This window comes from Parabacteroides sp. TM07-1AC (genome assembly GCF_003480915.1).
In the GTDB taxonomy this organism is placed as follows: Bacteria; Bacteroidota; Bacteroidia; order Bacteroidales; family Tannerellaceae; genus Parabacteroides; species Parabacteroides chongii.
Genome location: NZ_QUKD01000001.1, coordinates 267,136 through 281,554, shown reverse-complemented (window position 1 = coordinate 281,554; position 14,419 = coordinate 267,136). Strand labels below are relative to the sequence as shown.

Annotated in this window: 14 protein-coding genes; 4 read left to right on the top strand and 10 right to left on the bottom strand. The window is 44.3% G+C overall.

Annotated elements, in window-relative coordinates; genetic code table 11:
- Positions 1-93: 93 nt before the first annotated feature.
- Entirely contained in the window at positions 94-318 is a 225-nt protein-coding gene (locus tag DXD68_RS01170; protein WP_122359935.1) for a winged helix-turn-helix domain-containing protein, read from the top strand.
- Positions 319-365: 47 nt separating this feature from the next.
- On the opposite strand, the gene coaW is transcribed toward DXD68_RS01170, so the two are convergent.
- A complete protein-coding gene (gene coaW, locus DXD68_RS01165; RefSeq protein WP_122359934.1) occupies positions 366-1,208 on the bottom strand; it encodes a type II pantothenate kinase in 843 nt (280 codons plus the stop codon).
- A 90-nt stretch (positions 1,209-1,298) separates the two neighbouring features.
- Here coaW and DXD68_RS01160 point away from each other — a divergent pair, with 90 nt between their 5' ends.
- From DXD68_RS01160 to DXD68_RS01150, 3 genes are all read left to right on the top strand, one after another.
- A complete protein-coding gene (locus tag DXD68_RS01160) occupies positions 1,299-1,898 on the top strand; it encodes a MarC family protein (protein ID WP_122359933.1) in 600 nt (199 codons plus the stop codon).
- 41 nt (positions 1,899-1,939) lie between these two features.
- Complete coding sequence (locus DXD68_RS01155; protein WP_122359932.1) at positions 1,940-3,097, top strand: acyltransferase; 1,158 nt, start codon at positions 1,940-1,942, stop codon at positions 3,095-3,097.
- Between the two features lie 168 nt (positions 3,098-3,265).
- Entirely contained in the window at positions 3,266-4,399 is a 1,134-nt protein-coding gene (locus DXD68_RS01150; protein ID WP_122359931.1) for a tyrosine-type recombinase/integrase, read from the top strand.
- Positions 4,400-4,973: 574 nt separating this feature from the next.
- Here DXD68_RS01150 and DXD68_RS01145 read toward each other — a convergent pair.
- The 9 genes from DXD68_RS01145 to DXD68_RS01105 all read right to left on the bottom strand — a co-directional run bounded on the left by DXD68_RS01145 (position 4,974) and on the right by DXD68_RS01105 (position 14,397).
- Complete coding sequence (locus DXD68_RS01145; protein WP_122359930.1) at positions 4,974-5,258, bottom strand: HU family DNA-binding protein; 285 nt, start codon at positions 5,256-5,258, stop codon at positions 4,974-4,976.
- A 3-nt stretch (positions 5,259-5,261) separates the two neighbouring features.
- Positions 5,262-6,482 (bottom strand): DUF4906 domain-containing protein, encoded by a 1,221-nt coding sequence (locus DXD68_RS01140; RefSeq protein ID WP_233576958.1) that lies wholly within the window; start codon positions 6,480-6,482, stop codon positions 5,262-5,264.
- Positions 6,483-6,495: 13 nt separating this feature from the next.
- Complete coding sequence (locus DXD68_RS01135; protein ID WP_233576957.1) at positions 6,496-7,494, bottom strand: fimbrillin family protein; 999 nt, start codon at positions 7,492-7,494, stop codon at positions 6,496-6,498.
- A 17-nt stretch (positions 7,495-7,511) separates the two neighbouring features.
- Entirely contained in the window at positions 7,512-8,519 is a 1,008-nt protein-coding gene (locus tag DXD68_RS01130) for a fimbrillin family protein (protein ID WP_122359927.1), read from the bottom strand.
- 43 nt (positions 8,520-8,562) lie between these two features.
- Complete coding sequence (locus DXD68_RS01125) at positions 8,563-9,480, bottom strand: hypothetical protein (protein ID WP_122359926.1); 918 nt, start codon at positions 9,478-9,480, stop codon at positions 8,563-8,565.
- A 12-nt stretch (positions 9,481-9,492) separates the two neighbouring features.
- Entirely contained in the window at positions 9,493-10,416 is a 924-nt protein-coding gene (locus DXD68_RS01120) for a fimbrillin family protein (protein WP_122359925.1), read from the bottom strand.
- 56 nt (positions 10,417-10,472) lie between these two features.
- Positions 10,473-11,708, bottom strand: coding sequence for a fimbrillin family protein (locus tag DXD68_RS01115; RefSeq protein WP_122359924.1), 1,236 nt, complete (start codon positions 11,706-11,708; stop codon positions 10,473-10,475).
- A 12-nt stretch (positions 11,709-11,720) separates the two neighbouring features.
- Positions 11,721-12,890: a fimbrillin family protein gene (locus tag DXD68_RS01110; RefSeq protein WP_122359923.1), complete on the bottom strand. Its 1,170-nt coding sequence runs from the start codon at positions 12,888-12,890 to the stop codon at positions 11,721-11,723.
- Between the two features lie 283 nt (positions 12,891-13,173).
- Positions 13,174-14,397, bottom strand: a complete 1,224-nt coding sequence (locus tag DXD68_RS01105) for a fimbrillin family protein (protein ID WP_122359922.1) — start codon at positions 14,395-14,397, stop codon at positions 13,174-13,176.
- Positions 14,398-14,419: the final 22 nt, after the last annotated feature.

Below are 14,419 nucleotides of genomic sequence, written 5' to 3'. Positions count from 1 at the left end.
GCAAATGATTAATCAAAGAAAAATGAACCGAAAGAGTTCTCTTTTGTTTTTATATAGAAAGAGGACATGTATTACATCTAATAAATAATAATTATGGAACTAGAGAAGATCGGAGAAAACGCCGGAAAAATCTGGCATGTGCTGAATGAAGGAAGAGAATTGACAATACCAGAACTGAGCAGACGAATCGACCAAAGCCACGAAAATACGACAATGGCTATCGGCTGGCTGGCACGTGAAAACAAAATCTACATACAGCGTAAAAATGGGCAGATATATGTAAGTAATGGCGTGATACAGGGCCTTTACTTCGGATAAAACAGAAGCTCCGGAAAGTCACTTTGAACTTTCCGGAGCTTTTTTATTCAGCCGATAGGCAGATAATTTCTTTTATTTATATAGGTCAGTGCCGCCCCGATCGCCGTCCGGTATTCTGCATAATCAGGTATGTGGAAACGACCGCCGTACATATCTTCAAGACGGGGAAATATATCCTTGCACTGAGGCAGTTTGGTCAGATTCCCAATCAATACGAAATCGCGTATATCACTGTTTAAAGCAGCCAGGATCACCGACTGGCCGATACATTGCAGTACCATATAAATAATACCCAAAGCAACATCTTCATGCGAAGTATTTGCATCAGCTTTACCAAAGGTAGAGGCAGTAGCGTCCAGCGGCAAACCTGGTAAAGGTATATTACAAATATCTTTGATCTGCAGGTTTATGGTCGTAATATCACCTTTCAAAGCAAGGGCGACCACCTGATGGAAATCCTGTGTCTTCAGCAATAACCGGGATAATCCCAATACTGTTCCGCCGCCGATCCCAATACCGCCGATATGCTCTATTTTTGTTCCGTCCACTTTAACGAACGAAGTACCAGTTCCCATACTGACAACGATCAGCTTATCCAGTTGTGTCATATACTGTGCTCCCAGCCCATTCGCCAGAAATTCATCCGTTTTAGCTGTCGGCAAACCATACAAAGGTTGGTTGATAGATGCACTTCCCACGCCGGTAAGCATCACTTTCTCAATGGCAGAAAGAGGAATATCGTTATCATACAAATATTTTCCGAAAGCACCGAATAAAGATGTCACCGGATCGGTTGCCCTGACGAACATCGGATTTTTGATTTCCTTACCATCTATGCCGACGATCTTCGTCGTGCTCCCTCCTACGTCTATACCAATTACTATACCCATAACTTTTTTGTTAATATCGGATTCAAAGATACGTCTTCTCATTGAAATATAGTATCTTCACGGGAGAAACTAAAAAAAGGAGGACCGTATATGTTTTCAGAATTTAATTTTCAACAAATGATCAGTGCATTTATCGTGCTTTTTGCTGTAATCGACATCATCGGTTCCATTCCTATCATTATAAATCTAAAGGAAAAAGGTAAAGAAGTGAACGCTTTAAAAGCTACGGTCATTTCTTTTATCCTGATGATCGGTTTCTTCTATGCCGGAGACTTTCTACTGAAACTTTTTCATGTGGATATAGAATCCTTTGCCGTGGCAGGCGCTTTTGTCATCTTCCTGTTATCACTGGAAATGATACTGGATATCGAGATATTCAAAAATAACGGACCGATCAAAGAAGCCACGCTGGTACCCCTTGTATTCCCTTTGCTGGCGGGTGCGGGATCATTCACCACACTGCTTTCACTCAGGGCCGAATATGCCAATATCAATATCGTAGTCGCCTTGATACTGAATATGCTGTGGGTCTATTTTGTTGTCCGCATGACCAAACAAGTGGAACATTTGCTGGGGAAAGGCGGTATCTACATCATTCGCAAATTCTTCGGTATTATCCTGCTGGCGATCTCTGTCAGGTTGTTCACAGCCAATATCACCTTGCTGATCGAGGCTCTGCACAATCAATAAAAGCCAATAAACAAATAATTAGAAACTTATATTTTAATCTTATGGAAAACAAAACTCTTCCAAATGCCGGCAACCATATTGTCTGGCTGGATGTAATGCGATTCGTCGCGATGTTTACAGTCGTATGTTGCCATTGTGCCGACCCTTTCAACTTTTTCCCCGGGGAAGCTCCTGCCAATATCGGGGAAATAAAATTTTGGGGAGCCGCCTATGGGGCCTTTCTCCGTCCCTGCGTCCCCTTGTTTGTAATGATTACCGGAGCCTTGCTTTTGCCGGTAAAAGGAGAAGCCTCTGTTTTTTACAAAAAACGTATTCCCCGTGTATTATGGCCGTTCCTGATCTGGTCGGTCCTGTATAATCTTTTCCCCTGGTTCACTGGTCTGTTAGGATTTAGTCCGGATGTGATACTCGACTTTTTCCCATTCTCCGGCGAAGAAGCCACTCGTCAATCTTTGAGTGTATCGTTGAAAAACATTGCTGACATACCTCTTAATTTTTCTCTGCTGGATGTGCATATGTGGTACATCTACCTATTGATCGGTCTGTATCTCTATCTGCCGATCTTCTCCGCCTGGGTGGAGAAAGCCTCCGACAGAGCCAAGCTGTGGTTCCTGGCAGCCTGGGGAATAACAACGCTTCTTCCCTATTATTATGAATACGTATCACCGTACCTGTGGGGAACCTGTTCCTGGAACTCATACGGCATGCTCTATTATTTCGCCGGTTTCAACGGTTATCTGATGCTGGGACATTATCTGCGCAAACTGGAGTGGCCTGTCGGTAAGATACTGGCGATCGGTATCCCGATGTTCGTGATCGGCTACGCCGTTACGTTCTTTGGATTCCGGCATATGACGGGATTGCCGGAGTTCAGCGATGAACAGCTGGAGCTTTTCTTTACTTACAACTCGCTGAATGTTGTCATGATGACTGCCCCGATCTTTATGCTGGTCAAGAAGGTGAATATAAAATCGCCAATTGTACAGAAAGCATTGGCAAACCTCACGCTTTGTGGTTTCGGAGTCTATATGGTGCACTTTTTCTTTACCGGTCCGAGTGTAGTCGTAATGCGTATGATCGGCATTCCGCTATGTCTGCAAATCCCGTGTGCTGCGGTATTGGCATTCGCTGTTTCATGGGCAATTGTTTATCTGATCTACCGGGTTGCCGGTAAAAAAGCTAAATATATTGTAGGGTAAATCGGATACGAATCCTTATTCTTCAGCCCCGGACGAAAATCCGGGGCTTTTTGTTTAAAAAGTTAGTTTCCAATGTAAATCAACTTATCCTGCATTTTTTTGTTTCTATATATCAAATGTTTTTGTTGATTTTTCTTGCATTTTTACCCTATTAAATAAACAATTAAAATGAATATAGAAGCAAAACAATTTTATTACCCGTCGTTACGCGATTGTGTTGCACGTTTGATCGAACGGAAAATAGAAGCGGACAGGGAGCGGACAGCTGCCAATTACCGCAGTACATGGAACAAATTTTCGACTTTTCTGGGCCGTAGAGCGAGGATACTGACCATAACAGACCTGTCTGCCGGGTTGGTACAGGAGTTCGTCATGTGGTTGCTGGAAGACGAAAAATCGGGAAATAATCTGCTTAGTCCGGGAAGCCAGGATTTCTACCTGCGTAACCTGAAAGCGATTTATAATAACATAAAGAAGGACTTGCATTATCATGATCCGGCAGGTAATCCTTTTGAGGGGCTCCATATCACCGTTCCGTCTACTCGGAAACGGGCACTTCCCGAACGGGATATCAAAAAGCTGGCGCGTCTCGATCTTACCGGCAAACCTGAACAAATGGATGCGCTTCATCTCTCGCTCTTCCTTTTTTATGCACGGGGCATGTGTTTTGTCGATGCCTATAAACTGGAACAGGATAATGTGCACAACGGATATATCCAGTACAACCGTAGCAAGACCCAGGCAATCCTTCAGGTCAAGATCACGCCGGAAATGCACCAGATCATGCAGTTGTACAAGAGAAAAGAGTGCCGCTGGGTATTCCCGTTCCTACATGAGAAATTAATAGGGAAAGGTACTCTGACAGCCCAATCATCGTTACATCGCATGAATAGTTACTTGAAAGATATCGGGGACGAACTGAGACTTCCTTATCCTCTCACGACTTATGTGATGCGTCATAGTTGGGCTTCTTTAATGCTGGAAGCCGGTTCGGAGATAGGTGTGATCAGCCAGTCACTCGGTCATATGTCGTTGCAGACAACGGAAATCTACCTGGGAAAATTGTCAAAGTCGAAAATGGACAAGGCATCCGAGGTTATGCTGGATAACCTGGTCCGTCCGAAATCAGGGAAGAGCAAACAGGAGAAATATAGCGAAGAGAAGCATGAGGAAAAGTCTGTTGAACCAAAAACGGTCTCTCCCTCTATAATAGAAAAAGAGGTCAAACCCTCTTTAGGCAGCAAATGGAGGAATGTATTGTCCTCTTTAACAGCCAAACTGTTACCGTTTATGACGACTTAAAAAGAATAATGTGCTAATATGCTAATTTGCCAATGTGCCAATGGAGATAGCAATAAGTTCAGTATTTATCAAAATTGAATATTACTTTTCTCTTGAAAGAAAAGTAACCAAAAGTTCAAGGCTGCACCTGCCTCGCTACTCCGCATCCTGCGTTCGCTGTCGCCTCCGAAACTCGCTACGCTCAAACAGCGGATGCTCCGGGCGCTCTCTACGGCTGCTGCGCTTTACGCTCGCCAGCTGAGGCCTTTCATAGAACGCTTAGCGTTCTCCTGGGATGGCCGATACAGCTTGTTAAAACTGAAAGCACCTGTTATATTATATTAGGTGTCGGTATCGGCAATCTTTAAAGGAAGCTCTGCTTCCTATGAAAGGCCTAAGCGGGTGAACGTCCGCGGAGGGGAAAGACGAAGCGGTTAAAAAATCCGCTGTCTGAGCGCAGCGAGTTTCGGATTTTTCAGCGTAGTCTTTCACCGGAGCAGTGAAGCCGGTTCAGCCTTGATCTTTTGACTACTTTTGGATCAAGCCAAAAGTAGGTTCAATATTTTCTAAATTGGCATATTGGTAAATTGGTACATTATTTTTTCTCTCGGTTCAAGAAATCCAGCAACTCTTTACCCGGTTTGAATTTGATGCTGTTACGGGCGGAGATAAGGACCTCCGTGCCTGTTTTGGGATTGCGTCCCATCCTTTCCGTTTGCTGCCATAAAGAGAACGTTCCGAATCCCTGGCAAACCATATTGCCTTCGTCCAGAATAACTTCTCCTAACATCTCCTGATAAACATTCATGAACTGTTGGGCTTCCTTAACAGAAACTGATAAGCGGGAAGCCAGCTTTTTCGTAAACTCCGTTTTATTCATACTTTAAAAATTTACTTCAATATTATCTACTACGTGCACTTCATCGAAAACAGCCACATTCCCATCCGTAATCTGTACCCGCACATCGGCACTGTTAGGACCCGCTATATTGAATGTCAGCTCATAAGAATAGTCACGTGCTATGTTATAATCGTTTGTAAAGTTACCGCCCAGGTAGAAAGTATATTTTACTTTTACGCCGTCGGTATGACTGGAGTTGTATTTATAGGTTCCAGTCAGTTCTATATAGGTACATCCCGCTAATTTATCGGAACTGCTTCCAGGTCCATTCGCTGGCAGATTCTTTCCCTGCTGGGTTGTCGATGTTCCGATACCACGCAGATTTTCCGCCATATAAAACGTTGCAGTCACCTCTCCTCCGGTAGTTGTAATTGGGTCAATATTGACATTGAAGGGACCTTTAATTATACTTGTATCTTTTACTTCCGGATAAGCTATTCCTTTCCCACCTCCGGCTCTATAAACCGCCATATTTTGAGGCAGATTATGGATTTTGAAAATAGTCTGACTTGCCTCATTCTTATCCAAACTAAAAAGACCGGAAGGTGAAGAAGACTTGATCTTGACTGTCATCCAGGCAAAAGCTCTAAACATCTGAGCCCTGACTTTTATTACACCATCATTACTAGGTATATATTCAAAGGCTTCGGATGCTAACAGTGTTGGACTGGTTGCAACCAATGGAGCACCTTCTTGCCCTATCAGTCTCGCTTTCTTTTTTAAATCCTCTTCTGTTAAAGCCTGTAACTCAGCCTCAGTCAATGAATACATGTCATCGTTGGTTGTATCCTCCGTCAGCAAATTCCTGTTGCCATTGGCAATCACATAAAAGCGACTGTCATTATCCATGAATTTGGCTATTTCATCTCCTGAATCTCCCGTTGACAAATTTACAACCAGTCCTGCTAAACTCTCATTTTGAGAAATGCCGGATTGAGGGACATAGAGAGCTTTAAGACAGGAATTAGTCTTCGCATCAAATTGTACTATCCAAACATTCTTCACTTCTATGTCACCTAGTTTTGGAACGGTACTCTTACCTGTGTCATCAGCTTTTGTATCCACATGTATGGATTCCGGCATAGTCAATTGTATATATAACTGTTTTACTTTCTCCGGTTGTTCCTCTTTTTGGCAACTACAAACATATATCGCCAACAACAAAAGCCATATTCCTTTTTCTGCTATTATTTTCATAATCATTTCTCCTTTCTTTTTAAATTCCAACATTATCTGTCGAGGATGTTACAGTTGTATATTCCAAAATAGCCAATTCCAAATTGGTTATTTCTGCATCTCCAAAGAATGTCAAAGTAAACTCAAACCGATACGTCATTCCCGGTAAAAATGATTTATAAACTTTGGGTTTATATGTAAAAAGTTTGGTTACCAATGTTCCTCCTTTCGTATATCCAATATTCAGATTAAGCTCAAATTCCAAAGGATCAGTTCCTACCAAAGGTAAAACAACTAAAGGATCACTTACACGAGGTATCTTTACATTATCTACATCCCCTTCTGTAAAAGTATTCAATGCCCCTGTTCCGGTTTGTTCAATACCGGAATCTATGTTCCAGGCCGTTTTGCCCAATTGATAAGATAGATCACTGGAAAGTTTCTTTATATTCACAGAACTTACTGATAAGCCAGATACTGTTACAGGTTGCTTATCTCCTGCTTTCACCGTCACAATCACCTGCGAGCAAAGCCGTGTAAACGGTTCCGGCAGGTCGACTGACATCATATTTTTACCGCCTGAGGTTGGCTGGACCGTAATGCCTTTGAGGGTAGAGTACATAAAATCGTTCCCGTTGGAGACATGGAGCAGATAATCGTCTGCGGTTTCAGGTACGTAGTTTTTGTCATTGTATGATACCAGGTAAATATCGTAATTTCCGCGATAGAGCGTAAGTCCTTTATCTACCCCGTTCTCCTGTAATGCGGTGGCTCTACCGCTGGCATCTACTACATAATCGCCGTAACCGACAGGAGAGTTGATTGTCACTGCGTCTTTTGTATAGGCATACGCCCGGATCTTACTGCCTTCGGGTAATAAAGAAGTAGCGTTTGCCGCTTTGGTCAGTTCCCCCCAATAGAGGTTAAACGACAAAGCGATCTTATCGCCGGTCTGCTCCGGGATCACTTCGTTCTGACAAGCTGACAGCAGCAGAAGCATCCCTAACGTTAGTTGTATAAATAATTGCTTTATTTTCATTGTCTGATCCTCCTATATTAAATACCTACTTGCGTATTCTGGTCCGAATCCTTTTGCCAGTCATATACGGAAACACCGTTGATGGCACCTCCCATTTTGCTGACTTTGATCTTATAAACGTAATGCTTTCCTGCCAGCCACTTCACACCGGGCCAAGTAGGTGCTTCATCTTTGACGGTCCCTGTCTCGAAGACGCGCGACACCCCATCGACCATTACTGTCAGACGGAATGAAAGCACCTTTTCCTCTTTACTCATAGGAGCCACCAAAGCGGTAATATTCGGAGAAGTCAGTGTGTTCTGCAAAGCGACCGAACCGGTCAGGCTGATTTGATCTTTGGACTGCAGGCCGACCAGCCCTCCCGTTTTCAGATACATGTCGCCTGCTCCGGTTTGCAGACTGTTGGTCTTCCCGATAATATCTATCTGCGTCAAGGTCAGCGTTTCCGTAGCCGATGCATCTTTCGTGATCTGGAAACTTACTTTCGACAAGGCATGATTCATCGAGAAACTGACCGTCTTGGATGCCGTAGAAGCCGTGATTTGTTCATAGTTTCCCGTAGATTTATCTGTTTGATAGTTATACAAATAGTCATCCTGTTTCGGGCTACCGAAGGCATCTTCGGCATAGATATAGACCTTAATGGTATGCTCGCCGATAGAACTGTTCGTCACCGTAACTGCCTCCCCGCCATCTACCCGTGTAGGAGGATAATAAGCGAAAATATTGTATGTCGCGGTCGTCAGCTCCGACGGTGCGGTACAACTCCAGGCATTCCCGTCATTTGTATAGGTTGCCAGTGTATTAGCATCTATCTCTTTATGATCATTGGTCGTTGTATACACATTTATTTGCTTGATCTCATCCGTCGTCATCTCCGACCGTGTACCTTCATCCTGATTCAGACCGACGGAAAGCACCTGCAACGCGTTATCGTTGTCCGGCACCGTTACGACCTCCGACTGGCAGGCTGTCAGCAAAAAGCCGGCAAGCCAGCCGATATTTCTGTTTGATATGTACTTCATATAATTCTGTTATTAACTGTTAGTAATCGGACTATTCCATGTATCAGGTCGCATTTCCGGCATCGTAGTCAGCTCCGTCTTTTTCAAAATCGACTACCTTGACACCCGTCAGGATCAGATTATCGTTGGAGGAGAAGTTATAGACGTAATTGAATCCGGGGTTGAACTCTTTAGCTTTTTGAGTATATGTTTCATCAGAAACTACATCACCTGTTGCAGGAGTTGCTGCGTCACCAGTTGGCGTAACATCTACTGCATATCCGGATACCGTAAGCTTAAATCCGCGCAAGGTACCCGGATTAAGGATACAAATAAATGTATGACTTACCGATGCTGTTTCGTCTGTAGGCGAGATTCGCAACATCTGAATCGTTTCCTCAGTTGTTGTTCCATTTACTTCATCCGTCCGTATATTGTTACCGACCAACTTCGCACTCACATTCTTTCGTTTGTTTTTATAGGCGACAATGACGGTGATCTTTGAAAAAGCATGGCTGAATTTGAAAGGCACATAATTGCTCGCTGTTGTCACTTCCGATATCAGCTTGTTGCTTTTTTCATAATTGCTCAAAGCTCCACTCGCGGCTGCTTCATTCTGCTTTTCCAGAATACTGGTAAAATCGTGAGGGAATGAAGCCGTATACGTCTGTTCCGTTCCATCGGCAGCTAAATTCTCCCCATCAGTCTGCGGAAGCCATTGATTATTCTGCGATAATTTGTATGTCTTTTTCTTCTCTGCCTGAGTGATCAGAATCTGATCATCTTTCACAAAGGACACTTTATCCGTCCCATTGGTAGCTGCTCCCACGGCTTTACTCTCACCCGAAGGGATGATCTCTGCAGATACGACCAGCTCCTTTCCCTCCGATGTGTTATCGGCAGGAGATTCGTTTGAACAGGCTGTCAGCATCAGGAAACATATCCCGATGATACCTGCTATTTGTATTGAATACTGTTTCATACTGTGTTACTATTAAGTGTTTGGAGCCGTATCAAACCCGCCCGTATATGAATCGCCGCTTTGCCAGTTTTCTATCTTCATGCCGTCAGGTACAAGTATGTCATCCTCAATCTTCAGATCGTACTGATAATGTTTGCCGGCTACCATAGGGCATTTGATCGTCGCTGAATACTTCACATTGTCATAGGTCAGTGCCAGCGAGATATCTGTACCGGTTGTACCGGTTCCTTTTTTGGGATAGACGATACCGTGCCAGGTAGCAACATTGGTCTTCGGACGATAGAAAGACATATGTTCGGGAGATGTACCTCCTGTGTATAAGCCGGTGCCGGTTATCGTGAAATCAGAAAAAGTGCCGGTCAATGCAGCACCATCTGCGTCAGCTCCTGCCTTACCGGTAAAGACCAGAGTGATTTTCGTGTTCTGATGGAGGAAAGCATTGTTTCCCGTAAAGTTCAATTCACCGGAAGAAGATGTTGCTGCCGGTGATTTCAGCAGGTTGCTTGCCAGATAATTCGCCTGCGTTGATTGATTCTGTTGAATGTTTTTGTAATCGTGGGGGAAAGTAGCTTCATAGTTTGCCCCGATACGCAAGGTGAGCGGTGCAGTACCGACGACAGCCCATTTTCCATCTGCTCTCAACTGATAATCCTTGGAGTCACTGGGGTTGGTACGCGTCACACGGATCTTATCACCCGCTATAAAACTGCTGCGGTCGTAGGCATTTGCCGGATCATCGGCTACCGTCTCCGTCGTCTCTCTCCCGTCTGCCCGGGTATCGGCATCGGATGTGCTGATCTCCGCCCTTATCATGATAGGGGTATCCTCTGCGGGAGGGTCGATCGCCGTCTCATCCGAACAGGCAGTCCACGCCAGGAGCAGGCAGAAAAGACCTGCCAGCCGGACTGTCCGGATTTGTAAGTTTACTGTTTTCATATTATTTATTTTTTATGTTATTGCTGATTATTGGGTGGTTACTCGACCCGAATGGATTAGAAACCATCGGGTTTGAGCGAACCGTCACCCTTATCGTTACTACTTCCGCTCCAACCATCCGGCCATTCGGTGATCGACGTACTTTTAATGGCGATGTCGCGGTCGGTCAGTGTGAGGTTGTATTTATAGCGGTTCCCTTTCTTCCAGGCTTTCGGGGTGTTACCCGAAGTACCGAATGTGAGGGATAATTCACGCTTCATGTCGGTTGTTTCATCTTTCTTATCCAGCACAACAGTCAGTGTCAGGTCGGAAGGAGCTGCCGTCAAAGGAGCTACCAAGCCGTAGGCGACTAATGCGGGAGAACCTGCTTTGCCGCATAACTGGGCGGTGGTGGCGGTTCCACCGGTAGCCGCAGTCGTTGCCTTGAACTTCAATAACGAGCTTGTTGTTAATGCTAGTGTACCGTCGTTGATGAACATGGTACATTGATCGTCAGCACTTCCGGAGATACGGAACGTATGAGTAGCATCTGTTGTCGACAGGCGTATTTCCTTTACATAATCGTATGTGTTATCCACATCACGTCCCGATTTACTCTCCAGGTAAAAGACCAGGAGCGACAAGGCATGTTGCATGGATATTTCGGGGGAAAAGGGTTTCGGACCCGTGGCATCCCCATTGCCATTGTTGGCGGTGATCGGTTTGGCATCTCCTTTGGTAGAAGAAGACGAGCCGTACAGATAGTCGGTTGTACTGCATCCCCAGGCAGTTGCACCGTCGAAAGTCTGGTTGGAAGGTATGCTTACCTTTATTTTATGCTTTTCATCGCTGGAGGAAGCTATAAAATTGGTAGATACATCACCTGCTGCTATCGGTGGATAAAAGGCAAAAATACGTGCCATATCACTGGAAAGGCTGACCTTTGGGTCACTCGTCCAGTCGTTACTAGCTCCCAATGTAAAAGTAGCCAGCCCCTTGCTTTCGCTTAAGCCCGGATAGACCGTATGATCGTCTTTGTCGCGGGTTATATACAATTGAACCTGATTGATCAGATTCCCATTTCCATCCGGATTGGCTGCCGTTCCGCTTATAACCGAACGGGTGGTGCTCTCTCCTACCTGTATTTGGGGAGAGAGAAGTACACGGTCGTTGTCAGCCTGCCATTCATCGGACGAACAGGCGGTGAATAAAAATGCTGCGATCAGGCTGTTTCCGATGATAGGGACGATACCGGTGATAGCGGCTCTTTGTAATGCCGTAAAAAGGCTTTTTATATGGTCTTGTTTTCTCATGATCTGATTGTTTTACAGGGTTCCACTTGAACTGTTATTATTACCGTCGTCGTCCCAATCGACTACCGAGACACCCGAAAAAGCGAGGCCGGTACCGTTGATCGTTACTGCGTAGGTGTATATCTTTCCTGCATTCCATTGAGGGTCATCGGCATATTCGATAGTCATTTCTTTTTTATCGACGGTCAGGCTGATGACCGATTTAGCGGCATCGCAAGGCAGGGCGTAATTGGTGATTGTGAGGTTACTGTTCTTGTCGGAGGTAAGCTCGAATCCTTCACTATTTTGAGTAGCCGATTTCAGATCGTAGGTGTAAGCGGCATCATTTGTAAGGGTTATCCCTAGAAATGTACCGTCAGTCAGTTTCATTTTGGTGTTGTCTGTCAGGGTATTCATTTTGCGGGTATATTTCACTTCGGTAACCCTAGTTGCTGTGCCCGGATATGAATCTCCTTTCTTGATGATAAGTTTGATTTGTGAGAAAGCATGTTTCAAACCGATGGCTACGTTAGGACCGGATTGGTTGACGGTTCCGCCTGAACGGTTACCGTTGGCAACAGGCTGGGTCGATTGAAATTTAGTACTTTCTCCTGCACTGGGATTGCTGTCGTCGTAGGCAACCCCGTACATGTAATCGTATGCGGGAAGGGTAAAGTCGAAGTTTGCATCAGCTGGAAATGCCGGGGACAGGCTAAATACATTGGTTGATACGGGAATGACCGGAACAGGGGCGTCTAGGGTAGCCGCAGGAGCATTTGTTCCGGTAGAGATAGTTGTTCCGTCCTCGTTCAGTGTGCTGGCATCGACGATGTCAGATGCGTTGGTTGGCGCAGGGTAACAGGAGAAGATTATGGCGTTTTTCTCGGGTTCCAGCCAGAGGATGTCCTGTTCTGTGGCAGGGGCAAAAGTCGTATGACCATTTGATGTATTTCCGGTGAACTTGCCGTATGTACCGACAGGCCATGTTCCGTAGGTGTTGTCGGTACTTTCTTTACTGACGGCGTAAAAGCCGATTGCATCTACTTTCTCGGCTGCATCTATTCCGGCACGCGTCAGTGAGATACCGGCTATATGGGGAGTAAGACTTACCGGACCGCTCTCCTCTTCCTTCACCTCTTTTGAGCAGGAGAGACTAATCGCACCTAGCAACAAGAATAATAGCTGGTAGTTATACGGTTTCATATTGTTTGAATGTTTTTATATGTTGTAATTAATATTAATCATGATCACTTCACCATTACAGGTTCATTTGCCGTCAGATTTGAATGTTTCAATATTTGTCAGATATGAGTCTATTTGTCGAAATAAAAGAACCAGGTACGCGGATGACACGGATTGAGCGGATTTGAACGGATCGGATCATTTAATCCGTTTTGATCCGCCTAATCCGCGTCATCCGCGTACCTGGTTCTTATTAAAATAGTTCAGAACTTTCTAAATATGAATCACTTATCATCTATCGTTATTATTTGACATCAAGATCTTTTTTAGGTCCATCGCCCCAGGCTGCAACTGTAACTGAGCTAAGAGTGAGTTCCTGACCACTTAATGTAACGGTGTAGATGTTGTTTTTGCCGGCTTCCCACTTAGTTGTTGTTGCATCTGCTGCCAGATTAACAGAGTAAGCTTCTCCATCAATCGTGAAAGTCACTTTAATGGTATTTTTAGCAACGGCTGAAGCGTCGGGTAAAACGAGGATGCTGAAAGTGGCGGCGGCGTTTTTGGCGGCATCATTTCCTTCATAGCCACTAGCTCCTTGCTTGGGTAGCTCATAATAATCATTAGAACCACCATCTGTTGCTGTTTTTATTATACGAGTGAATGTTGCTGCAGATCCATTACCTGGAGTTATGCTTCCGGAAGCAATATCCATTGTCGGATTAGTTCCTTTACTTAATACAGCATCTGAAGCATTCTCCAATTTAATCTGTGTCAAATGCCCTGCTTTATTATAATGCCCATTATTATAGATACGGAAACTAACCATTGAAAGGGTATGTTTCATGTTTAAAGCAACTGAGAATGTTGGAGGCGTGCCACTTGCTTTACCATTACTGGCTTCGAATTTATCTGTATTATCTGATTTTTCAGCCCACATATAATCTACTTCACCGGGGGCAGAAAGTATTATCTTGCTAGATGATGCATCAAAATTTTTAGGAACAGTGATTATACTTTTTGTGTCTAAAGAATTACCCGTATCTGTTCCTCCTTCAAAAACCGTTACCGGAATTTTTGCATCAGTCCCTAACGTACCTGTAATTTTTAAAGCCGTACCCGACGTTTCCATTGCATTTGTTGTTGTATTCGGTTTATACGCCGGATGATAGGCATAGATTGTTGCCACATCACTGGTCAGATATATTTTAGGAGTTTCTGAACTAATTTCTGTAGCTGCCCACTTATCATCAGTTCGCGTATACAATGCATAGTTGTTCCCTGTTTGATAAGAAGTAGTAGTAGTTTTATCTTTCGCATACACAGCGATCGCCCCCATCAAGCTTCCACTTGTTGTATTTTTTTGTTCTCCCCCATCAATCGCACTCTTCGTTAGTGCCACCCCTGCCGTAATACCCAGTTCTACCTTTTCGGTGTTGTCTATGGGGGATTGGAGATTTTCTTCTTTACCACAGCTGGAGAGCATCAGGCTTGCCATAATAAGTAGGCTTAGATTCTTTACTTGTTTCATTTTGTTTGAATTTAATACTAGT